The sequence below is a fragment of the Sphingomonas oligophenolica genome, assembly GCF_006438955.1.
Classification (GTDB): domain Bacteria; phylum Pseudomonadota; class Alphaproteobacteria; order Sphingomonadales; family Sphingomonadaceae; genus Sphingomonas; species Sphingomonas oligophenolica_A.
Window position 1 is genome coordinate 75,789 of record NZ_RCZK01000008.1, and the last position, 21,147, is coordinate 96,935.

Consider the following 21,147-nt stretch of genomic DNA (forward strand, 5'->3'; position numbering starts at 1 on the left):
CCGCACGGGGAGTGCCGCACGGGCGCTCCCCGATCCCGACGGCGACGGCTACTGCGCGCCGACGCGCACGTCCTGGCCATCACCCTGCGGCGCGGCGACGATGTCGCGGGTGGTGGCGCCCTTGTCGACGACGTTCGTCGCCGCATCGCCGACCAGCGACCGGATCCCGGGATCGGCGGCGTCGCCCCCAGCCTGGTTGATCGTCGCGTTCTCCACCGCACTACGCGCGGTATTGCTGCCGAACAGCGCCTCGAGCGTCTGCTGCTGGCTGGTCGAATCCTGGACCCGCGCGACGCCGGGCTGCGGTGGCACCAGCGCAAAATCGGGCGGGATCACCAGCGGCGCCTGTCGCGCGACCGCGAATTCGTCGGGCCGCGCGCGGTCATAGCCGCGCTTGCCGCAGCCGGAGAGCAGCGCGACGGTGGCGAGACCGAGGGCGATTGGTACAATCTTACGCATGGGAATTCTCCGTGAGGTCGTCATGCTTGTCGCGTATCAGGAGCGCGCGGACAAGCAGCACGAGCACCCCCAGTGTAATCGCTGCGTCGGCGACATTGAAGACCAGAAACGGTCGCCAGTCGCCGATATGCAGATCGGCGAAGTCGACGACATAGCCCAGCCGGACGCGATCGATGATATTCCCGATCGCGCCACCCAGGATGGCGCCGAGCGCGATCTGGTCCGCACGCTTGGTTTCGCGGGTAATCCACACCGCGACGCCCGCCGCGATCGCGGCGGTCAGCGCGACCAGCGCCCAGCGCATCGGGTCTGAATCGGCGTGGAGCAGCCCCAGCGACACGCCATGATTCGCGACGAAGCGCAGGTTGAAGAACGGCGTGATCCGGATGACGTCGGTCAGGTCGCTGAGCTTCAGCCCCTGGGTGATCCCCAGCTTGCTCGCCTGGTCGGCGACGAACAGGATCGCGGCGGTGATGAACCCGGCCATCGGTGTGTTACGCATGAGCCAGCACCTCCGTACACCGATCGCACAACCTGCCGTCTTCGGTCACCTCGGGTAGCAGCCGCCAGCAGCGCCCGCATTTATGATAATCGGTCCGGGTCACGGTCAACGTATCGCCCGCGGATATTTTCGCCACGATGAACACCTCCGCCAGCGCGTCTGCCACCATCGGCAGCGACGGCACCGTCACCTCCGCCTCCAGGCTCGATCGCACGGTCTTCTCGCGGCGCAGCGGCTCGATCGCCTCGGTCACCGTCTCGCGCAGCCGCCGCACTGCGGACCAGTCCGCGGCGGTGCCACCCGTAACCTCGGGCAGCTCGGGCCATTCAAGATAATGCACCGACCCGTCCTCGCTGGGGAACCGCGCCTGCCACACTTCCTCGGCGGTGAAGCACAGGATCGGCGCGGCGTAACGCACCAGCGCGTGGAACAGCAGGTCGAGCACCGTCCGATACGCGCGCCGCTTCATGTCCGACGGCGCGTCGCAATAGAGCGAATCCTTGCGGATATCGAAGAAGAACGCCGACAAATCGTCCTGCGCGAAATCGGTCAGCAGGCGGATATATTTGTTGAACTCATACCCCGTCGCGGCCTGCTGCAGCTCGGTATCGATCATCGCCAAGCGGTGGAGCACATAGCGCTCCAGCTCGGGCATGTCGGCGACCGCGACCTTCTCGTCGTCGCTGAACCCGTCGAGCGCGCCGAGCAGATAACGGAAGGTGTTGCGCAGCTTTCGATAGGCGTCGCTGGCGGTGCCGAGCACCTCCTTGCCGATCTTCACATCGTCGAAATAATCGGTCGACGCGACCCACATCCGCAGGATATCCGCGCCCGATTCCTGGATGACTTTCAGCGGATCGACGACGTTGCCGAGCGACTTCGACATTTTGCGCCCCTGCCCGTCGAGCGCGAAGCCATGCGTCAGCACCGCATCATACGGCGCGCGCCCGCGCGTGCCCGACGATTCGAGCAGCGACGACTGGAACCACCCGCGATGCTGGTCGGAGCCCTCCAGATACAGGTTGGCGCGCACGCCCTCGCCGTACCGCGCCTCGATCACGAAGACGTGGGTCGACCCCGAATCGAACCACACGTCGAGGATGTCCTGCTGCGGCACCCAGTCGGCGAGATCGTAGTCGGGGCCGAGCAGCTCGGCATGATCCGCGGTGAACCACGCATCCGCCCCGCCGTTCTTGAACGCACCGATGATCCGCTGGTTGACCGCGGGATCGTTGAGATACGCACCGCTCGCGCGGTTGACGTAGAGCGCGATCGGCACCCCCCACGCGCGCTGGCGCGAGATCACCCAATCGGGCCGCCCCTCGACCATCGACCGAATCCGGTTTTCGCTGCGCGCCGGCACCCACCGCGTCCGCGCGATCGAATCGAGCGCGATTTCGCGCAGCGTTGCGCCGTTTCCCTCTCCCCCTGTGGGAGAGGGAGGGAGGCGCGAAGCGCCGGAAGGGTGAGGGGGAGTGAGGCTCGAGTCGTCCCCCTCACGCTCCCACTCGGCTGACGCCGAGCGGGCCCCTCCCTCTCCCACAAGGGGAGAGGGGCCTTCCGCCCGGTCCATCGGAATGAACCACTGCGGGGTCGCGCGGAAGATCACCTTCGCCTTCGACCGCCACGAATGCGGATAACTGTGCGCGAAATCGTCCGACGCGGCGATCAGCGCCCCCGCGTCGCTCAGGTCCGAACAGATCGGCCCGTCGGCAGCGACGAACTTCTTGTTGATCACGCTGCCCTGCCCGCCGAGCCACGCCCAATCGGCGCGATACATCCCTGCGCCATCGACCGCGAACACCGGATCAATGCCGTACTGCTTGCACAGCAGGAAATCGTCCTCGCCATGGTCGGGCGCCATGTGAACGAGCCCGGTGCCCGCATCGGTGGTGACGAAATCGCCGGGGAGGAACGGACGGGGTTTCGCGAAGAACCCACCGAGATGGTGCATCGGGTGACGGGCGACGGCACCTTCGAGTTGCGAGCCAATAAAAGTATTTGCCAGACCGCGACGGAGAAGTCCGTCGCCATCCTCAGGCATTCCCAGTTCGTCCCGGAGGGTCAGGCCAGTGCGCTTGAGGAACGTTTCAACGAGGTCGAATGCGACAACGTACTTCCGACCATCACTCGCGAGCAGGCGCGAGTAGGCGATCCGCTCCCCATAGCTCAGCGCCTGGTTCACCGGGATCGTCCACGGCGTCGTCGTCCAGATCACCGCATGCGCGCCGACCAGTTCGGGCGCGTTCGGCGCTTCCGTGATCTCGAACGCGACGTCGATCTGCGTCGAGACCACGTCCTCATATTCGACCTCGGCCTCGGCGAGCGCGGTCTTCTCTACCGGCGACCACATCACCGGCTTGGCACCGCGATACAGCTGCCCGCTTTCGGCGAACTTCAGCAGTTCCCCGACGATCGCGGCCTCGGCCTCGAACTTCATCGTCAGATACGGGTCGGCCCAGTCGCCCATCACCCCCAGCCGCTCGAACTGCGGGCGCTGGATATCGACCCATTTCTGCGCATAGGCGCGGCATTCCTCGCGGAATTGCGCGACGGGCACCTCGTCCTTGTTGAGCTTCTTGGCGCGATATTGTTCCTCGACCTTCCACTCGATCGGCAGGCCGTGGCAATCCCACCCGGGCACATAAGGCGCATCCTTGCCGAGCAGCGACTGGCTGCGGACGATGATGTCCTTGAGCACCTTGTTCATGGCATGACCCATGTGGATGTCGCCATTGGCGTAGGGCGGGCCATCATGCAGGATGAACCGCTCGCGCCCCGCACGCTGTTCGCGCAGCCGATCGTAGATCCCGAGCCGCGCCCAGCGCTCCAGGATCGCCGGCTCCTTCGCGGCGAGCCCCGCCTTCATGGGGAAATCGGTCTTCGGCAGGAAGACGGTGTCTTTATAGTCGGTGGCGTCGGTCATAGGTCCGCGCGCTGTAGCGGCGGTGTCGGGGTTACACAAATAGCGAAGATGGATCGCGCAGAGGCGCAGAGGACGCAGAGGTGTCCCGCCTGCCGCGCAGCGGCCCTCATGCCAAACGATCGTCAGAGAATACATTCCGCTGGCGCGGACGATACACCCAAAAACCTCTGCGTCCTCTGCGCCTCTGCGCGAACCAGTCTTCTAGCCGAGGATCACCCGCGCCCGCGTGCAGTCGGCGTCCATCTGCGCGGTCAGCGCCTCGAGGCTGTTGAATTTCGCTTCGGGCCGCAGGTAGGCGACCAGCGCCACCTCGATCTCCTGCCCATATAAATCGCCGTCGAAATCGAAGAAATGCGGCTCGAGCAATTCCTTCGGCGGATCGAAGGTCGGCCTGACGCCGAGGTTGGCCGCGCCTTTCAGCATCCGCCCGTCCGCCAGCCGACCGGACACCGCATAGATGCCGTATGCCGGGCGCAGGTAATTGCCGAGATCGATGTTCGCGGTCGGATAGCCGATCGTCCGCCCCACCTTGTCGCCATGCTGGACGACGCCGTGGATCGCGAACGGTCGCGTCAACAGCCGCGTCGCGGTCGCGGTATCGCCGGTGCGCAGCGCGGCGCGGATGGACGTCGACGACACCGTCTCGCCGTCCAGCGTCACCGGCCCGACCGTTTCCGCCGAAAAGCCATGTGCCGCCCCTGCGCGCGCCAGCGTCGCGACATCGCCGCTCTTGCCCTTGCCGAAGGTGAAGTCCTCGCCGGTTACCACGCCGCCGACGCGCAGCGCATCGACCAATCGCTGCACGACGAATTCTTCCGCGGTCAGCGCCGCTAGCGCGCGATCGAAATGGAACACGATCATCGCATCGACCCCCGCCGCGCCAAACAACGCCTCGCGCTGGTCGAGTGTCGTCAGCCGGAACGGCGGCGTTTTGGGGCGGAACAGCCGCACCGGGTGCGGATCGAAGGTCGCGACCAGCGCGGGCCGCCCCTCCGCCCGCGCGCGTGCCACCGCTCGCCCGACCACCGCCTGGTGGCCGAGATGGAATCCGTCAAAATTGCCGAGCGCGACGATCCCCCGCGCGAACTCCGGCGGAATCGGCGAGCCGCCGTCGAGCCGCTGCATGGCGCTGGCCTTACGGGGCCACCCGCACCGGGACAATCCCCGCGCGGATCACGCGCGGGACGCCGCCGCCACGAGCGTCACGAAGCTATGAGCAGGGCGCTCCCCCTCCGCCGCATGATCCTCGCGCGCTACCTCCTCCCAGCCAACGAAGGGCGGCACCACGGCGTCGCCGACGGGAGCGGCGTGGACCTCGGTCAGTTCGATCCGATCCGCGCGATCCAGGAACAGTGAAAAAATATCCGCGCCGCCGATGACGGCGACATCGTTCCCCGCCAGCGCCAGCGCTTCGGCCACCGAATGGACCACCTCCGCCCCCGCCGCCGCCCAGGTGCGGTCGCGGGTCAGGACGATATGCCGCCGCCCCGGCAGCGGTGCGGGGAAACTCTCGAACGTCTTGCGCCCCATCACCATCGGCTTGCCCATCGTCAGCGCCTTGAACCGGCGGAGGTCGGCGGGCAGCCGCCATGGCAGTTGGCCGTCGGCGCCAATGACGCCGTTGTCGGCGCGCGCGAGGATGAAGGTGATCATCGCGCCGTCTTGCCCGCGCCCGCGCCGAAACGCGAGGGGCGTCAGCTCGACGCATGTTCCTTCATATAGCCGCGCGGGTTCGCGAGATACGCATCGACATCCTTGTCGACGACCTTCACCCCGTCGAGATGCTGCGCCTCGAACGCGGCGAACTTGACGCCCAGGTCGTGCCGTTCCTGGAGCGTTGCCTGCTTGCGAAAATCGGTCAGGCCCTGGCGTTCCTCCTCGGCCATGTGGTCGCTGTTGGCCTTGTTGCACTTGCCGACCGCGGCGAACCACTGCTTCGATCCGACCGCGCACTTGTCGACCGCCTCGCCGGTGTCGCGGATGTCATTATGGTCGTCGATCGCGTCCTCGGTCTCTTCCTCGGCCGATGGCGCGTCGTTGCCACCCTTCCCGATCTCCATCAGCCGTGGGTAGAAGAACTGCTCCTCCGCCTCGGCATGCGCGTCGAGCAGGTTCTTGAGCCGCGTCCACAGCGCCGACAGCGCTTCGGTGTCGCCCGGATCGATGTCGTCGATCTGCGCGAACAGCCGGCGCTGTTGCTGGTGTTCGTCCATGATGAGGTGGGTGATGTCCATGATGGCCCTTTCGCGAGTTCTTGGACGTAATCGCGCGGGGCCGCGCCGCGGTTCCACTTGCGATTCGCTCGCGCGTCAGACCGCGACCGGCGCCTTGATGTGCGGCTGCGCCTCGTACCCGTGGAGCGCGAAATCCTCATATTCATAGGCGTCGATCGACGGCGCTTGGCGCAGGATCTCGAGCCGCGGCAACGGCCCCGGATCGCGCGTCAACTGCAGGCGCGCCTGGTCGAGATGATTCGCATACAAATGGCAATCGCCCCCGGTCCACACCAAGTCGCCGACCGCGAGGCCGCATTGCTGCGCCAAGAGATGCGTCAGCAGCGCATAGCTCGCGATGTTGAACGGCACGCCGAGGAAGATGTCCGCCGAGCGCTGGTAGAGCTGGAGCGACAGCTTGCCGTCGGCGACATGCGTCTGGAACAGGCAGTGGCACGGCGCCAACGCCATCGCGTGCAAATCGCCCGGGTTCCACGCGCTCACGATCTGGCGACGGCTGGCGGGCTGTGTCTTGATCTGGTCGATCAGCTCGGCGATCTGGTCGATGTGCCGCCCATCCGCGGTTTCCCAATCACGCCATTGCTTGCCGTACACCGGGCCAAGATCGCCCGCCTCATCCGCCCATTCGTCCCAGATGCTCACCTTGCGGTCGCGCAGCCACGCGACGTTGGTGTCGCCGCGCAGGAACCACAGCAGTTCAACGATGATCGAGCGCAGGTGGAGCTGCTTGGTGGTGAGGACGGGGAAGCCCTGTGCGAGATCGAACCGCATCTGCTCACCGAACACCGACAGCGTGCCGGTGCCGGTGCGGTCCACCTGTTTGGTGCCGGTGGTCAGCACGCGGTCCATCAGGTCGAGATATTGGCGCATCGCAATGGCGTAGCGCGCGGCTCGCGACGTGCCAAGCCGCCGAAGCGGACGCGATTGACGATGCGTCGCGCGGATCGCGGCGGCACGATGGCCGATGCCGCCCGCTGCCCCCTTGATCACCGATCTCGCCGCCGCGCCCGCGCTCGTCGCGTGGCTCGCGGACGAACCGGTCGAGATCGCGGAGGCGCTCTATCTTGATCCGAAATGGAGGCTTTGTGGACGGCAGCGCTTCGTCGGCGGGCTCGACGCAGTCACATTACCTGTCCGTCAGCTCGTCGTGGCGGGGTTCGTGGCGGGCGCGCATTATGTCGTGATGGCGCACAACCACCCAAGCGGCGACCCAGAGCCGAGCGACGCCGACCTGATCTTCACCCGCCGCCTCGCCGATACGCTGCTGCTGTTGGAAATGCCGCTGGCGGATCACCTGATCGTCACCCGCACGGCAACGATGTCGTTCAAGCAGCGAGGGCTGCTCTGAACGCGCAAGTTTTGATGCGATCAGTCGACCAGACCCCGAACCGTTCGCCCTGAGCTTGTCGAAGGGCGGTGGGACTCTCCGTGCTTCGACAAGTTCAGCACGAACGGCTGTGTGTAAGCCCCGGGGGGACTCGAGCGCGCCGTGAAGGCTCACCCCAATCGGCAGGGCTTGATCACCTGTGGTTCGGGCCGTGGCCCGACCGCGCGGAAGGTCGCGAGGTACCCACCCGCGGAGGGCATCTCGCTGGTCGACACCTGGCTGTATCCCACTGCGGCGAATTCGCATTTGAGCAATGCGGGCGGGGTGCCGTGACTCTGCGTCGGGCGGTTCGCATCGACGACGACGACCAGCCCGTCTGGCTTCAGCGACGGACGCAGCCGCCACAGGAATTCATACGGCTGCTCGATCTCGTGATACATGTGGACCATGATTACCCGGTCGAAACTCGCCGGGGGCAGCTTGGCATCGGCGGGTTCACCCAGCCGGACGCTGACATTATCGAGCCGCTGGCGCGCGACCCGGTCGGCCAGCGTATCACGGACGCTCGCGACGATATCCTCGGCAAGGACGCGCCCGGTCTTGCCGACCCGTTGCGCCAGCCGGACCGTATAATAGCCCTCGCCCGCGCCGATGTCGGCGACGGTCATCCCCGGCGCGATCCCCGCCTTGTCCATCACTTCGCCCGCCTCGTTCAGCCGGTCGCGCGCTTCCTCGTTCGACCAGCGCGGCGACACGATTCGCGCGACCGGGCGATCCGCGGCGGGGAACGGCCCAGGTTGCTTGGCCGCGTGCGGGATCAGCGGCTTCGATCCGTCGCATGCCGCGAGCAGCAACGTCAAGAGTGCGGCACCGTGGATCGCCGCGCGCCTCAATCGACGTCCTCCACCTCGACCGCCTCGCCCGTCACGCGTTGCGACAGCGCCGCCGCCATGAAATCGTCGAGGTCGCCGTCGAGCACATCCGACGGCGCGGTCGAGACCACCCCGGTGCGCAGGTCCTTCACCATCTGGTACGGCTGGAGCACATAGCTGCGGATCTGGTGGCCCCAGCCGATGTCGGTCTTGCCCGCATTCTCCGCATTCGCCGCCGCCTCGCGGATCTGGAGTTCGCGTTCGTACAGCCGCGCGCGCAGCTGGTTGTACGCTTCGGCCTTGTTCTTGTGCTGCGATCGCTGGTTCTGGCACTGGACGACGATTCCGGTCGGGATATGCGTGATCCGCACCGCCGAATCGGTGGTGTTGATGTGCTGCCCGCCCGCGCCGGATGCGCGATAGGTGTCGATGCGCAGGTCGCTCTCGCTATATTCGACCTCGATATTATCGTCGACGACCGGGTACACCCACACGCTTGCAAAGCTCGTGTGCCGCCGCGCCGCGCTGTCGTACGGGCTGATCCGCACGAGCCGATGGACCCCGCTTTCGGTCTTGGCATAACCGTAGGCGTTCTCGCCCTTGAGCAGCAGCGTCGCGGACTTGATCCCCGCCTGTTCGCCCGAATGCTGGTCGATCAGCTCGACCTTCATGCCGCGGCGTTCGGCCCAGCGGGTGTACATCCGGCTGAGCATCCCCGCCCAATCCTGGCTCTCGGTCCCCCCCGCGCCCGCGTTCACCTCGATATAGGTGTCGTTGCCGTCGGCCTCGCCCGCCAACAATGCCTGGATCTTGTCGCGGTCGGCACGCTTGGCGAGCGCGGCCAGCGCCTCGACGCCGTCGGCCTCCATCGCGGTATCGCCCTCGGCCTCGGCCATCTCGATCAATTCGACGGTATCGCTGACCTCGCTCTGGATCGCGCGCGTCGCGCTGATCGCCTCGTCGAGGCGGCGACGCTCGCGCATCACCACCTGTGCGGCCTTGGGGTCGTTCCACAGATCCTGGTCCTCGACGCGCGCATTGAGCTCGTCGAGCCGACGGAGCGCACGGTCCCAGTCGAGGAAGCGGCGGAGCAGCGCCAGCGCCTCGTTGATGGTGTCGACATGGGCCTGCGCTTCGGCGCGCATCGGGATTCTCCGGTATTCTGTGGGCGGGGTCGTCCGCCGATATAGGGCGGCTAGTAGATTCCGCCTTCCCTTTGCAAGAAATCGCTGTCGCGCGGGCGCGCGGCCTGGGTCGGCGCGGCGGTCGTCGGCTTGGCGGTCGCGGCCGGCGCGCTGGTGCGCGCGGTGCGGCGTGGTTCGCTTTCAGGCTTGAACGCTTCCCAGATCACCGAGGCCTTGGGGTCGTCGGTCGGCCACGCGCCAAAAACCGGGCGACCGGACGAGCGATCGATCCGCACCATCCGGATTCCGGCAGGCGCGCGGAACAGTTCCTTCGGCATGCCCTCATAGGCTTTCAGCGCGAATGCCTTGAAGATCGGCGCGCTGATCCGCCCGCCCTGCGCGTAGCCGCCCAGGCTCACCGGCGTGTCGTAGCCGAGATAGAGCCCGCCGATGAACTGCGGGGTGCCGCCGATGAACCAGACGTCGGTCGGCCCGGTCGTCGTCCCCGTCTTGCCCATCATCGGCCGGTCGAGGTCGCGCAGCACGACCGCGGTGCCGCGCTGGACGACGCCTTCGGTGATGTGGACCATCTGAAACGCGGTCAGCGGGTCGAGCACCTGGCGCGCGCGACCGCCCGGGCGCGGCATCGGCTTCCCGTTCCAGTCGGGCGCGTTGCAGCCGTCGCAGGCGTGCCAATTCTCGGGCCAGATCACCTTCCCGTGGCGGTCCTGGACGAAATCGATGACGGTCGGCTCATGCGCGCGGCCGTGGTTGATCAGCGTCGCATAGGCGTTGACCATCCGCTCGACCGTCGTCTCGCCCGCGCCCAGCGCAAACGACAGATAGGGCGGATAGGTGCCGACCCCCATCCGCTTCATCATCCCGACGACCTGGGGCATCCCCGTCTGCGCCGCGGCGCGCACCGTCATCAGGTTGCGCGACTGTTCGATGCCCCAGCGCATCGTGTGCGCGCCCGATCCGCCTTCATGGGCGAAGTTCGAAAAGCATTTCTGCCCCAGCCGCGCGCCCTGATACACGCAATAGGGCGCGTCCTGGATGATCGTTGCGGGGGTCATCCCGTTTTCCAGCGCGGCGGAATAGACGATCGGCTTGATCGTCGATCCCGGCTGGCGCATCGCCTGGGTGGCGCGGTTGAACGACTGGACCCGCGCATCGAACCCGCCCTGCATCGCCAGGATGCGGCCCGTCGCGGGTTCTTCGACCAGGAACCCACCCGAAATCTTCGGCATCGCGCGCAACGCGAAGTTCGCCCCGTTCGGCGCGACCGCGATGATGTCGCCGGGCTTGATCGCGCTGTACGCGTTGCCACCCTTGCCGCGCACCGGCATCGCCGCGCCCGACCGCGGCAACGTGCCGGTCGATCCGTCGGCGAAGCCAATCGACCAGTCGCCACTGTCCGACGCGATCGCGATCGCCGCGCGCCAATCCTTGTAATCGAGCGCGACATTGGTGTTGAGCAACGCCTGTTGCCACTTCACCTCGCCCGCATCGTTCGCCTCTAGATCGACATGCCGCATCGCGCCGTTCCACCCGCGCCCCGCGTCGAACCGGACCAGCCCGTCGCGCAGCGCCTCGGTCGCCAGCCCTTGCAGCCGGGTGTCGAGCGAGCTGCGCACCCACAGCCCGCCCTCATAGACGCTGAACGGCCCGTCACTCGCGGTCTCGCCGAACCGGTCGATCAGTTCGCGGCGCACTTCCTCGACGAAATAGCCGCCGACCGCCTCGTATTTCGGCGTCCGCCGCAGCACCGCGCCGAGTGGCGCGACGACCGCCTCGTCATGCTGCGCCTGGGTGATGAACTCGTTCTTGAGCATTTCGCCGAGCACATAGTTGCGCCGCGTCATCGCACGGTCGGTGTTGCGTACCGGATCGTAGTTCGACGGCCCTTTGGGCAGGATCGCGAGATAGGCGAGCTGCGGCAGCGTCAGCTCGGTCAGCTCCTTGTCGAAATAGGCATGGCTGGCCGCCTCGACCCCGAACGCGTTGCGCCCCAGCGCGATCTGGTTGAGGTACAGTTCCAGGATCTGCGGCTTGGTCAGCGCGTCCTCGATCCGATAGGCGAGGATCGCCTCCTTGATCTTGCGGGTCGGCGAATAGGCGTTGCCGATCAGCAGGTTCTTGGCGACCTGTTGCGTGATCGTCGATCCGCCCTTGGCGCGCACCCCGGTGCCGAACTTGCGCGCATAGTCGATCACCGCGCCCGCGAGCCCGGGATAATCGACCCCATGGTGTTCGAAGAACGTCTTGTCCTCCGCCGACAGGAACGCGCCGACGAGCAATTTGGGATATTCGGCGTAGCTCAGTTCGACCCGGCGTTCGCGCGCATAGGATTGGATCGGTACGCCATCGCTGCCGCGCACATTGGTCGGCAACGGCGGTTCATAGGTCTTGAGCGTATCGACCGAGGGTAGCCCGCGAATGATCGCGAACCACAGCACGATATAAGCGATAAGCGCGAGCCCCGCGAGCGCGACCAGCGCCTTGACCCACCACCGCCCCCACGCGCGCGCCGCGCCGCGCCGCAGCCCGTCACCATCGCGGGTCAGCCTGAAGCGGGTGGTGGTGGAGGGAGGATCGGACGCCATGGACCTGCGCCGTTTAGCAGGTTCGCCGCGGCTTGCCAGTCACTCTCGCGGCGAAGCGCTGGGGGTGGAATGCGTGGAGCCGTCGGCGACGCCGCTGTCGTCACATCTGCGCCGCGAAAACGCCGCGTGAAATGCGCCGCATTCGTCGTGCTACTCCGCAAGTCAAACCGAGCGTGTCGGTTCGCTCAGTGCCGCGGAGCTCGCCGGGACGCACGATTTCGCTCAATCCTGCGGTCCGTATCGTTCCTCATATTGGCGCAGGCATTCGGCGAGCGAACGAGCCGCGGCGGGACGAAACTGCTCACCCGTGATCGCCATCCCGGTCGTGCGATCGAGGCGAAACATCCGGAAATCGTGGCGCATTTCGCACCACGCCACCAAAGTCCAAACCTTGCCCCAAAACCACAGGCCAAGCGGATGAACACGGCGTTCCGTCGTCGCGCCCTGTCGATCCGCATAGCCGAACCGCAGGATGGCGCGCGACTCGATCGCGGTTTCAACCACGTCGATCAGTGCGCGCACCTCGTCGGTCAATTCCATTGGCGGCGCAAAGACGTTTGCATTTGCGACCCGGGCGCGCTCGGCTTCGGGCAAGACAAGCTCGATCTTCACTAATGCTTCGGCGGCGGCGCGCGCCATGTCCATCCCGCCCCAGGATTTCACCATGCGGATGCCCGTGACCAGCGCAACAATCTCCTCGCGGGTAAACATCAATGGTGGCAGGTCATAGCCGCTGCGCATGATGTAGCCGACCCCGGCCTCCCCATCGATGGGGACGCCGGTGGATTGCAGGTCGGCGATGTCGCGATAGATCGTCCGGTCGGACACCTCCAGCCGTTCGGCCAGCGCCCGCGCGGTGACAAGCCGACCGCCCCTGAGATATTGCACGATCTGAAAGAGGCGGTCGGCACGGCGCATCAGCGGTTATATTTGAAGATGCCGAGCGAGTCGCCCTCGGTGTCCTTGGCGTAAAAGAACGAGCCTGGGTAAATGTCGAGCACGTCGGAGACGACGTCGCCGCCAGCGGATTTCACGCGGTCCATCACCGCGGTCAGCTCTTCGGTCACGGCGAAATGGGCGGTCATGCCTTCTCCGTCTTTCGCTGGCTTGCCCGGATAGAGATGACCTGCGGCGGCGGAAACGCCTTCCGCGTGGGGAAATACCCAAATCGGGTTGGGTCCACCATTATCCTCGATCAGCGGCCCCTCCAACAGCAATTCGTAGAATTGGCGCGCTCGACCGGGGTCGACGACCGGGATTTCGGTGAAGACGATCTGTCGGTGTTGGGCGGTTGTCATGGGCTTGTTCCTTTCGCTGTGAACAAGCGTCCTCTGCCATACCCCTGCTGACAGCGTGTTGTCAGCAACCATCCCGCGACAGCGTCACCGCGCCGCGAATCGCCGTGCGAAATGCACCTCGACCGCGCGCGTCACGCTTTGCGCGATCCGGTCGCGGCCTTCGCTTGAATCGAGGAACGCGGCGTCGCTGGGGTTCGAGATATACCCCGTCTCGAACAGGATCGACGGCGTGTCGGGGGCTTTCAGTACCATCAGCGATGCCATCCGGTGGAACACGGCCTTGGTCGGGATCAGCGGCTTGGCTTCGCGCCCGAGCAACCGCGCGAACCCCGCGCTCGCGTTCATCGTCTCGCGCTGGGTCAGGTCGATCAGGATTGACGACACGTCGGCGTTGGCGTTGTCGAGGTTCACCCCGTTGATGACATCGGCCTTGTTCTCGCGCGCCGCGAGCCGCGCGGCTTCCTTGTCGGACGAGACCTCGGACAGCGTATAGACCGACGCGCCGGTCGCATCGTCCGATGCGACGCTGTCGCAATGGATCGAGATGAACAGGTCCGCGTGCAGTCGCCGCGCGATGTTGTAGCGTTCGCGCAGCACCAGATATTTGTCGGTGTCGCGGGTCAGCGCCACCCGCACCCGCCCGCTGGCGAGCAGTTCGTCGCGGATCGTCCTGGCGATCCTGAGCGTCACGTCCTTTTCGCGCAGCCCGGTCAGGGGATTGATCGCGCCCGGATCGAACCCGCCATGCCCCGCATCGATCACCACCAGCGGGCGGTCGTCGTCGCCGCTCACCCGCGGCAGCGGCACGCCCCTGGTGGCGGGGGGGACGTCCTGGACAATCTTGTACTTGGGCGCGGGCTTGGACGCCCAGTCGCCGAAGTCGACGGGGAAGAACGCCATCACGCCCGCCATGCTCGCCGCCGCGAACTGCGCGGGATTGGTGCGCGCGATCGACAGCGTCAGCCGACGACCGTCCGAATCGAACTGGCCGTCGCGAATCACCGCGGGGTCGGCGAGGTCGAACAGCAGCTTGGTTCCCGCCGCGCTCTGCACCTGGCGGATGCCGCTGATCGCGCCCCCGATCCGCCCCGCCGCGCCCGGCACGACGCCCGCGACATCGACCACGATCTGGCGGGTCGCGTTGACCATATAACCGGTGGCATCGTCGACCGGCGCGTCGAAGCGGATGACGATCCGGTCGCCCGCCGCCGCCACGCTCTCGATCGTGGTCGCCGCCAACGCGGGTCCGCCCGCCAGCCAGCCCAGCATCAAGGCGATCAGCGTAAACACCCGCCATCCTTGCCGCGCGACCCCTGCGAAGGTCCAGTGAAAAGCCATCACACCCCCTTTGGTCGACGCTCGATCGTCGACGTCTGTCGGTATTTTTCCCCGGTCGATCAGCGTGATCGCCGGGGAGAGGGGTAGCCGTCGGATGACAAGGCGTGGTTGCGGGTTCCGGTTAATTTGCCGTTCGGCATAGTTTTGCCGGTAGTGCGGCAGGATCGTGCCGGTTGCGATACGGGTTGCGCGATGCTACCCCCATCCACGCACCAGTGCGTCGCCCGGATTTATACGCAGCGACGCCCCGGTCCCCGGCCCTTTCTGGGTTCGGGTTCGAACCAGGTTGACGCTCGCATGATGCATTCCTTCACCGCCCTCCAACCATCGGCCCAGGCCGACGGGTGGGCGGTCGATCGGGGCGGACATGATGTCCGCGATGCATCGCGAGCAGACGCATCTTTGCCACCAGACCGCGCGGGCTTTCCCCGCGCCTCATATCGTCGCGCGACCCCCGGACCGGCGCAGGCCCTCCGGGTGGGACGCGCGTGGAGACCAACACATGACCACGCGTATGCTGATCGACGCACGCCACCGGGAAGAAACCCGTGTCGCCGTCGTCCAGGGAAATCGAATCGAGGAATTTGATTTCGAAAGTGCCGAGCGCAAACAGCTCAAAGGGAATATCTATCTAGCCAAGGTCACGCGGGTCGAACCGTCGCTCCAGGCGGCGTTCATCGATTACGGCGGCAATCGCCACGGCTTCCTCGCGTTCAGCGAGATCCACCCCGATTACTATCAGATCCCCAAGGAAGATCGCGACGCGCTGCTCGCCGAAGAGGCCGAACACGCCGCCGAGGAAGCCGCGCTACGCGCCGATTTCGACGATGACGACGATGCCGATGACGGTGTCGAGGTGGTCGAGCGCGGCGAGGACGAGGGCACCTCGTCCGGCCCCGACGAGGATCACGCCGATCTTGACGACGAAGATGGCGAGGCCGCGCCCGCACGGTCACGCGGTGCCAAGGACGACCAGGTCGAAGCGCTCCGCCAGCGCCGCCTGAACCTGCGCCGCCGCTACAAGATCCAGGACGTGATCCACCGTCGCCAGGTGCTATTGGTCCAGGTCGTCAAGGAAGAACGCGGCAACAAGGGTGCCGCGCTGACGACATACCTGTCGCTCGCGGGCCGCTATTGCGTGCTGATGCCCAACACCTCGCACGGCGGCGGGATCTCGCGCAAGATCAGCAATGCGGGTGATCGCAAGCGGCTGAAATCGATCATGGCGGACATGAAGCTGCCCCCGTCGATGGGCTGCATCGTGCGGACCGCGGGGCTCCAACGCACCAAGGTCGAGATCAAGCGCGATTTCGATTATCTCGCCCGGCTGTGGGACGGGATCCGCGAAACGACGCTGAAATCCGCCGCGCCCGCGGTCGTCTATGGCGACAGCGACCTGATCAAGCGCGCGATCCGCGACATCTACAACAAGGATATCGAGGAGGTCATCGTCGAGGGCGACGAGGGCTATCGCCAGGCCAAGGACTTCATGAAGCTCCTGATGCCGAGCCACGCCCGCCGCGTGAAGCAATATGCCGACGCGATCCCGCTCTATCAGCGCGCGCATGTCGAGGAACAGCTCGCCGCGATGTACCACCCCGTGGTCCAGCTCAAATCGGGCGGCTATCTGGTCATCAACCCGACCGAGGCGCTCGTCTCGATCGACATCAACTCGGGTCGCTCGACCCGCGAACATTCGATCGAACAGACCGCGACCCAGACCAATCTGGAAGCCGCCAAGGAAATCGCGCGCCAGCTCCGGCTGCGCGACATGGCGGGCCTGGTCGTCATCGACTTCATCGACATGGACAACGGGTCCAACGTGCGAAAAGTCGAAAAGGCTATGAAGGAAGCGCTCAAGGACGATCGCGCGCGCATCCAGGTCGGGCGCATCTCGTCGTTCGGCCTCATGGAAATGAGCCGCCAGCGGTTGCGCACCGGCGTGCTCGAAGCCTCGACCCGCGCCTGCCCCCATTGCGAAGGCACCGGGCTCGTCCGCACCGCCTCGTCGGCGGGGCTCAGCGCGCTGCGCCTGATCGAGGATGAGGCCGCCCGGGGTCGCGGCTCGGTCCTGACGCTCCGCGCCAGCCAGGAAGCCGCCTTCTACGTCCTAAACAAGAAGCGCGCCGACATCGCCGAGATCGAGGATCGCTACGGCGTCCACGTCGACATCCTCGCCGACCGCGAGGAAGAGGGCGCGCGGATGTCGGTCGATGCGTCGGGGCCACCGCCTGCGCATGCGCCCAAGTTCGAGGCGCTCGTCGAGGAAGACGAGGACGACGACATCCCCGAGGATATCGAGGATGAGGTCGAGGAGGAAGACGCACCCGAGGCCGACGCGCCGCGTCGCGAACGCCAGCGCGACGATCGCGCCGAAGCGGATGGCGAAGGCGGCCGCGGCAAGCGCCGCCGCCGTCGGCGTGGCCGCGGTCGCAATCCTCGCGAAGAGGGCGAGACGCAGCACAATGGCGACGCCCCTGCGGACGACGCCGACACCGATGCCGCCGAGGAATCGGCCGACAGCGAACGCACTGGCACCGATCGCACCGAAGCCGATCGCACCGAGGATGCAACGGCGGATCAGGCGAACGGCGATGGTCGTCGTCGTCGCGGTCGTCGCGGTCGCCGCGGCGGACGCCGCGATGGCGCCGAGCGCACGGCGGATGCCAGCGGGGAAACCGCCGCGGTCGACGCGCCGGTGGCCGAGGGCGATTCTGCCCCGGTGACCACCGGGCTCGACATCGCCGTCGCGCAGGACGACGAACCCAAGCCCAAGACCCGGCGTCGCCCTAGCGCGCGCGCCAAGACCAAGGACTTGGGGACCGACACGGCCCCCACCGGTGCGGCGCCCGATGCCGCCAGCGACCCCAGCGCCGAAGTCGTCGCCGAACCCCCGGCCAAGCCCAAGCGCACCCGCAAGAAGGCCGCGGCGACCACGACCGACGCGCCCGAAGCGGCGGTCGCGCCCGAGGCGGACGCCGCACCCAAGCCGCGCCGTCGGTCGCGCAAGCCAGCCGCCGATGCGGTAGACGCGATCGCGGCACAGCCCACCGCCCCCGCGGCGGTGCCCGACCGGACCGAAGCGATGGAGGTCGGCCAGGACGGCACGCTCGCCCCCGATGAGTCCGGCGATGCCGATGGCGACACCGCCGACACCGTGCCGCGTCGTGGCGGCTGGTGGCAGCGCACCTTCGGCGCCTAGGAACCCGGATCGCCCTCACCCTTCCCACCGATGATGGGAAGGGTGAGGGCGCTTCACCCCGCGTTCACCCGCTTCCCGGCATTGCGCGCGCTCCGCAACTGCTCGATAACCACCCGATGAAGCGTTTCCTCGTCATCGCGACCGCCACGATCCTGCTGTCGGCGCAACCCGCCGCCGCGCAGTCGATCCTGCGCGATGCCGAAACCGAATCGCTGTTCCGTGACATGGCCGCGCCGCTGATCACCGCGGCGGGGCTGTCGCCGCGCTCGGTCGACATCGTCCTCGTCAACGACGATTCGATCAACGCCTTCGTGATCGACGGCCAGACGGTCTACATCAACGCGGGGCTGCTCCAGGCCGCCGACAACGCCAATGAGGTTCAGGGGGTGATCGCGCACGAACTCGGTCACATCGCCGACGGCCATGTCGTCCTCGGCGATGCTGGGCTGAAGCCCGCGATGGGGATCACGCTCCTGTCGCTCGTGCTCGGCATCGCCGCGATGGCGGCAGGCAGCGCCGAAGCGGGCGCGGGGATCATGGCAGCGGGGCAGCAGGCGGGGCTCGGCAAGTATCTCGCCTTCTCGCGCACGGTCGAATCGAGCGCCGACGCCGCCGCGGTCCGCTACCTGACCAGCGCGGGGATCACCGGCAAGGGCATGTTGACCTTCTTCAAAAAGCTGCAGCAGCAGGAATATCGCTACGGCGTCGAGAATATCGATCCGTTCATGCAGACCCACCCGTTGTCGGGCGAACGGATCGCGCACATGTCCGCCGATCTCGAAGCATCGTCGGCGTGGAACAAGCCCCGCGACCCGCGGCTCGATGAACGCCTCCGCCGCGTGAAGGCGAAGCTGGAGGGCTATTCGATGGACCCCGCCCGCACCTTGCGCGACTTCCCCGAAACCGACACGTCGATCCAGGCGCACTATGCGCGCGCCTATGCCTATCACAAGGCGGGATACCCGCAGCAGGCGGATGCCGAAGCCGCCGCGCTGATCAAGGCGGACCCAAACGACCCCTATTTCCAGGAGATCCAAGGGCAGATTCTGCTTGAGGCGGGCAAACCGAAGGAAGCGCTCGCCCCGTTGCGCGCGGCGACCCAGGGATCGGGCAACAACCCGCTGATCGCGACCACCTTCGGCCACGCGCTGATCGCGACCGAGGACAAGGCGAACTATCCCGAGGCGATCAAGGTGCTCCGCGTCGCGGTGGGGCGCGACGACGACAACCCCTTCGCCTGGTACCAGCTCGGTACCGCGTACGAACTGACCGGCGACGCCCCCCGCGCCGCGCTCGCCACCGCCGAACGCGCCAGCATGACCGGCGATCAGCGTACCGCGATGCAGAGCGCGCGCTATGCGCTGGCGAACATCCCCGCCAACACCAGCGACTGGATCCGCGCGCAGGACATCGCGATGGCCGCGCAAAACGAGATGGACGACAACCCCAAGAAATATAAGCGCAAGAAATGAACCGCTGGATCCTGCCCGCCATCGCGCTCGCCGGGGCGGCGATCGGCGCCGCCGCGATGGTCGGCTATGATCGCGTCGCCGCGCCCGACGGCGCCAGCCGCACCCAGATCGAGGGCGTCGTCCACGATTATGTCCTGGCGCATCCCGAGATCATCCCCGAGGCGATGCGCCGCCTGCAGGATCGTGAGAACGGCTCGATCGTCGCGGCCAACCGCACGGCGATCACCGAACCGTTCGGCAGCGCCTGGGCGGGGAATCCCAAGGGCGACGTCACCGTGGTCGAATATTTCGATTATAATTGCGGCTATTGCCGCGCCTCGCTGCCCGTCGTCGCGCAGTTGCTGAAGGACGATCCGAACGTCCGCCTGGTGTATCGCGATTTTCCGATCCTCGCGCCCTCTAGCCGCGACGCGGCGCAGGCCAGCCTCGCCGCCGCGCAGCAGGGCAAGTATCGTGCGTTCCACGACGCGCTCTACGCTGCCGGGCCGGTCAGCACCGCGACGATCGCCGCCACCGCTGCCATGACCGGAGTCGACATCGGCGATGTCGACAGCACCGCGATCGACGCCGAACTCGCTAAGAATATGGACACCGCAAGGAAGCTCGGCCTCACCGGCACCCCGAGTTGGGTGATCGGCGACCGCGTCCTGTCGGGCGCGATGCCGATCGACGAACTCAACCGCGCGATCGCCGCCGCGCGCGAAGGATAAGCCCGTCCGCCACCCCTTCCATTGCTGACCGTCCAACCCCACTTGCGCGTCTTGCAGGGGGCATCATGACCGAACCGATCCTCACCGTCGCAGGCGTGTCGAAGACCTATGACAGCGGCACGGTCGCGCTTCAGCCGACCGATCTCGCGATCAACCGCGGCGAAATCTTTGCGCTGCTCGGCCCCAACGGCGCGGGCAAGACGACGCTGATCAACATCATCTGCGGGATCGTCACGCCGTCGAGCGGCACGATCACCGTCGACGGCCACGACGCGATTCGCGAGATGCGCCAGGCGCGCCGCCGGATCGGGCTGGTGCCGCAGGAACTCCACGTCGACATGTTCGAAACCGTGCTCGCCACCGTCACCTTCAGCCGCCGCCTGTTCGGGCGATCGGGGCATAGCGACTATATCGAACAAGTGCTGCGCGACCTGTCGCTCTGGGACAAGCGCAAGGCCAAGATCATGGAACTGTCGGGCGGCATGAAGCGCCGCGTCCTGATCGCCAAGGCGCTCGCGCACGAGCCCGAAATCCTGTTCCTCGACGAACCCACCGCGGGGGTCGACGTCGCATTGCGTCGCGACATGTGGAAACTCGTCCACAAGCTGCGCGCGGGCGGCACGACGATCATCCTGACCACGCATTATATCGAGGAAGCCGAGGAAATGGCCGACCGCGTCGGGGTGATCAACCAGGGCAAGCTGCTGCTCGTCGACGACAAGGACGCGCTGATGCAGAAACTCGGCAAGCGCGAAATGGACATCACGCTTTCCGAACCGATGGCCGATATCCCCGCGGCGCTGTCCGAATGGGACGTGTCGCTCGCGGAGGACGGCCGCCGCCTGCGCTACGTCTTCGACGCGACCGCGGAGCGCACCGGCATCCCCTCGCTGCTCCGCAAGCTCGCCGATCTCGGCATCGGGTTCAAGGATCTCGAAACCAGCAAATCGAGCCTCGAGGACATCTTCGTCGATCTCGTCGCCGACAAGGTGGCGGCGTGATGCAGCGCTTCTCGGTACACCCCCTCGCAAAACACCAATTCCGTGTAAATGTCGTCAACTTCGCATCGGTCACCGC

The 21,147-nt window shown here is 66.5% G+C and carries 18 protein-coding genes; 5 read left to right on the forward strand and 13 right to left on the reverse strand.

Translation table 11 applies throughout. From position 1 onward, the window contains the following. Positions 1–48: 48 nt before the first annotated feature. The 7 genes from EAH84_RS11090 to EAH84_RS11120 all read right to left on the reverse strand — a co-directional run bounded on the left by EAH84_RS11090 (position 49) and on the right by EAH84_RS11120 (position 6,991). Positions 49–459 (reverse strand): DUF3035 domain-containing protein, encoded by a 411-nt coding sequence (locus EAH84_RS11090; RefSeq protein ID WP_140871931.1) that lies wholly within the window; start codon positions 457–459, stop codon positions 49–51. Continuing rightward, entirely contained in the window at positions 452–961 is a 510-nt protein-coding gene (lspA, locus tag EAH84_RS11095) for a signal peptidase II (protein ID WP_140871933.1), read from the reverse strand. The genes EAH84_RS11090 and lspA overlap by 8 nt, the downstream gene beginning before the upstream one ends. Further along, entirely contained in the window at positions 954–3,887 is a 2,934-nt protein-coding gene (ileS, locus tag EAH84_RS11100; RefSeq protein ID WP_140871935.1) for an isoleucine--tRNA ligase, read from the reverse strand. Before ileS ends, lspA begins: the two co-directional genes overlap by 8 nt. Before the next feature lie 201 nt (positions 3,888–4,088). Continuing rightward, positions 4,089–5,012, reverse strand: coding sequence for a bifunctional riboflavin kinase/FAD synthetase (locus EAH84_RS11105; RefSeq protein ID WP_140871937.1), 924 nt, complete (start codon positions 5,010–5,012; stop codon positions 4,089–4,091). A gap of 48 nt (positions 5,013–5,060) precedes the next feature. Then, positions 5,061–5,540 carry a dihydrofolate reductase gene (locus EAH84_RS11110; RefSeq protein WP_140871939.1) on the reverse strand — a complete coding sequence of 160 codons (480 nt, stop codon included), beginning with the start codon at positions 5,538–5,540 and terminating at the stop codon, positions 5,061–5,063. 41 nt (positions 5,541–5,581) lie between these two features. Beyond that, positions 5,582–6,121: a hemerythrin domain-containing protein gene (locus EAH84_RS11115; protein WP_140871941.1), complete on the reverse strand. Its 540-nt coding sequence runs from the start codon at positions 6,119–6,121 to the stop codon at positions 5,582–5,584. A gap of 75 nt (positions 6,122–6,196) precedes the next feature. Next, on the reverse strand, positions 6,197–6,991 hold the full coding sequence (locus EAH84_RS11120; protein WP_140872019.1) for a thymidylate synthase: 795 nt from the start codon (positions 6,989–6,991) through the stop codon (positions 6,197–6,199). Positions 6,992–7,085: 94 nt separating this feature from the next. Between EAH84_RS11120 and EAH84_RS11125 the strand changes: the two genes are divergently transcribed. Next, positions 7,086–7,469 (forward strand): JAB domain-containing protein, encoded by a 384-nt coding sequence (locus EAH84_RS11125; protein ID WP_140871943.1) that lies wholly within the window; start codon positions 7,086–7,088, stop codon positions 7,467–7,469. Positions 7,470–7,618: 149 nt separating this feature from the next. Here the strand turns inward: EAH84_RS11125 and EAH84_RS11130 are convergent, their stop codons facing one another. From EAH84_RS11130 to EAH84_RS11155, 6 genes are all read right to left on the reverse strand, one after another. Beyond that, on the reverse strand, positions 7,619–8,341 hold the full coding sequence (locus tag EAH84_RS11130) for a class I SAM-dependent methyltransferase (RefSeq protein WP_140871945.1): 723 nt from the start codon (positions 8,339–8,341) through the stop codon (positions 7,619–7,621). Beyond that, on the reverse strand, positions 8,338–9,465 hold the full coding sequence (gene prfB / locus EAH84_RS11135) for a peptide chain release factor 2 (protein ID WP_140871947.1): 1,128 nt from the start codon (positions 9,463–9,465) through the stop codon (positions 8,338–8,340). Before prfB ends, EAH84_RS11130 begins: the two co-directional genes overlap by 4 nt. A 50-nt stretch (positions 9,466–9,515) precedes the next feature. Continuing rightward, entirely contained in the window at positions 9,516–12,050 is a 2,535-nt protein-coding gene (locus tag EAH84_RS11140) for a penicillin-binding protein 1A (protein ID WP_140871949.1), read from the reverse strand. A 222-nt stretch (positions 12,051–12,272) separates the two neighbouring features. Continuing rightward, positions 12,273–12,968: a helix-turn-helix transcriptional regulator gene (locus EAH84_RS11145; protein ID WP_140871951.1), complete on the reverse strand. Its 696-nt coding sequence runs from the start codon at positions 12,966–12,968 to the stop codon at positions 12,273–12,275. After that, positions 12,968–13,348 (reverse strand): VOC family protein, encoded by a 381-nt coding sequence (locus EAH84_RS11150; protein WP_161978380.1) that lies wholly within the window; start codon positions 13,346–13,348, stop codon positions 12,968–12,970. Before EAH84_RS11150 ends, EAH84_RS11145 begins: the two co-directional genes overlap by 1 nt. Positions 13,349–13,432: 84 nt before the next feature. Beyond that, complete coding sequence (locus EAH84_RS11155) at positions 13,433–14,686, reverse strand: N-acetylmuramoyl-L-alanine amidase family protein (protein ID WP_140871955.1); 1,254 nt, start codon at positions 14,684–14,686, stop codon at positions 13,433–13,435. A 514-nt stretch (positions 14,687–15,200) separates the two neighbouring features. Between EAH84_RS11155 and EAH84_RS11160 the strand changes: the two genes are divergently transcribed. From EAH84_RS11160 to EAH84_RS11175, 4 genes are all read left to right on the forward strand, one after another. Next, a complete protein-coding gene (locus EAH84_RS11160) occupies positions 15,201–17,888 on the forward strand; it encodes an Rne/Rng family ribonuclease (RefSeq protein ID WP_140872021.1) in 2,688 nt (895 codons plus the stop codon). Positions 17,889–18,004: 116 nt separating this feature from the next. Then, positions 18,005–19,360 (forward strand): M48 family metalloprotease, encoded by a 1,356-nt coding sequence (locus EAH84_RS11165; protein WP_140871957.1) that lies wholly within the window; start codon positions 18,005–18,007, stop codon positions 19,358–19,360. Further along, positions 19,357–20,070 carry a DsbA family protein gene (locus EAH84_RS11170; protein WP_140871959.1) on the forward strand — a complete coding sequence of 238 codons (714 nt, stop codon included), beginning with the start codon at positions 19,357–19,359 and terminating at the stop codon, positions 20,068–20,070. Before EAH84_RS11165 ends, EAH84_RS11170 begins: the two co-directional genes overlap by 4 nt. Before the next feature lie 65 nt (positions 20,071–20,135). After that, on the forward strand, positions 20,136–21,071 hold the full coding sequence (locus EAH84_RS11175; protein ID WP_140871961.1) for an ABC transporter ATP-binding protein: 936 nt from the start codon (positions 20,136–20,138) through the stop codon (positions 21,069–21,071). Positions 21,072–21,147: the final 76 nt, after the last annotated feature.

Excerpts from the sequence above, each read along its gene's own strand:
- EAH84_RS11090 (WP_140871931.1), bottom strand. The coding sequence starts at position 459 with ATGCGTAAGATTGTACCAATCGCCCTCGGTCTCGCCACCGTCGCGCTG.
- lspA (WP_140871933.1), bottom strand. The coding sequence starts at position 961 with ATGCGTAACACACCGATGGCCGGGTTCATCACCGCCGCGATCCTGTTC.
- ileS (WP_140871935.1), bottom strand. The coding sequence starts at position 3,887 with ATGACCGACGCCACCGACTATAAAGACACCGTCTTCCTGCCGAAGACC.
- EAH84_RS11105 (WP_140871937.1), bottom strand. The coding sequence starts at position 5,012 with ATGCAGCGGCTCGACGGCGGCTCGCCGATTCCGCCGGAGTTCGCGCGG.
- EAH84_RS11110 (WP_140871939.1), bottom strand. The coding sequence starts at position 5,540 with ATGATCACCTTCATCCTCGCGCGCGCCGACAACGGCGTCATTGGCGCC.
- EAH84_RS11115 (WP_140871941.1), bottom strand. The coding sequence starts at position 6,121 with ATGGACATCACCCACCTCATCATGGACGAACACCAGCAACAGCGCCGG.
- EAH84_RS11120 (WP_140872019.1), bottom strand. The coding sequence starts at position 6,991 with ATGCGCCAATATCTCGACCTGATGGACCGCGTGCTGACCACCGGCACC.
- EAH84_RS11125 (WP_140871943.1), top strand. The coding sequence starts at position 7,086 with ATGCCGCCCGCTGCCCCCTTGATCACCGATCTCGCCGCCGCGCCCGCG.
- prfB (WP_140871947.1), bottom strand. The coding sequence starts at position 9,465 with ATGCGCGCCGAAGCGCAGGCCCATGTCGACACCATCAACGAGGCGCTG.
- EAH84_RS11140 (WP_140871949.1), bottom strand. The coding sequence starts at position 12,050 with ATGGCGTCCGATCCTCCCTCCACCACCACCCGCTTCAGGCTGACCCGC.
- EAH84_RS11145 (WP_140871951.1), bottom strand. The coding sequence starts at position 12,968 with ATGCGCCGTGCCGACCGCCTCTTTCAGATCGTGCAATATCTCAGGGGC.
- EAH84_RS11150 (WP_161978380.1), bottom strand. The coding sequence starts at position 13,348 with ATGACAACCGCCCAACACCGACAGATCGTCTTCACCGAAATCCCGGTC.
- EAH84_RS11155 (WP_140871955.1), bottom strand. The coding sequence starts at position 14,686 with ATGGCTTTTCACTGGACCTTCGCAGGGGTCGCGCGGCAAGGATGGCGG.
- EAH84_RS11160 (WP_140872021.1), top strand. The coding sequence starts at position 15,201 with ATGCTGATCGACGCACGCCACCGGGAAGAAACCCGTGTCGCCGTCGTC.
- EAH84_RS11165 (WP_140871957.1), top strand. The coding sequence starts at position 18,005 with ATGAAGCGTTTCCTCGTCATCGCGACCGCCACGATCCTGCTGTCGGCG.
- EAH84_RS11170 (WP_140871959.1), top strand. The coding sequence starts at position 19,357 with ATGAACCGCTGGATCCTGCCCGCCATCGCGCTCGCCGGGGCGGCGATC.
- EAH84_RS11175 (WP_140871961.1), top strand. The coding sequence starts at position 20,136 with ATGACCGAACCGATCCTCACCGTCGCAGGCGTGTCGAAGACCTATGAC.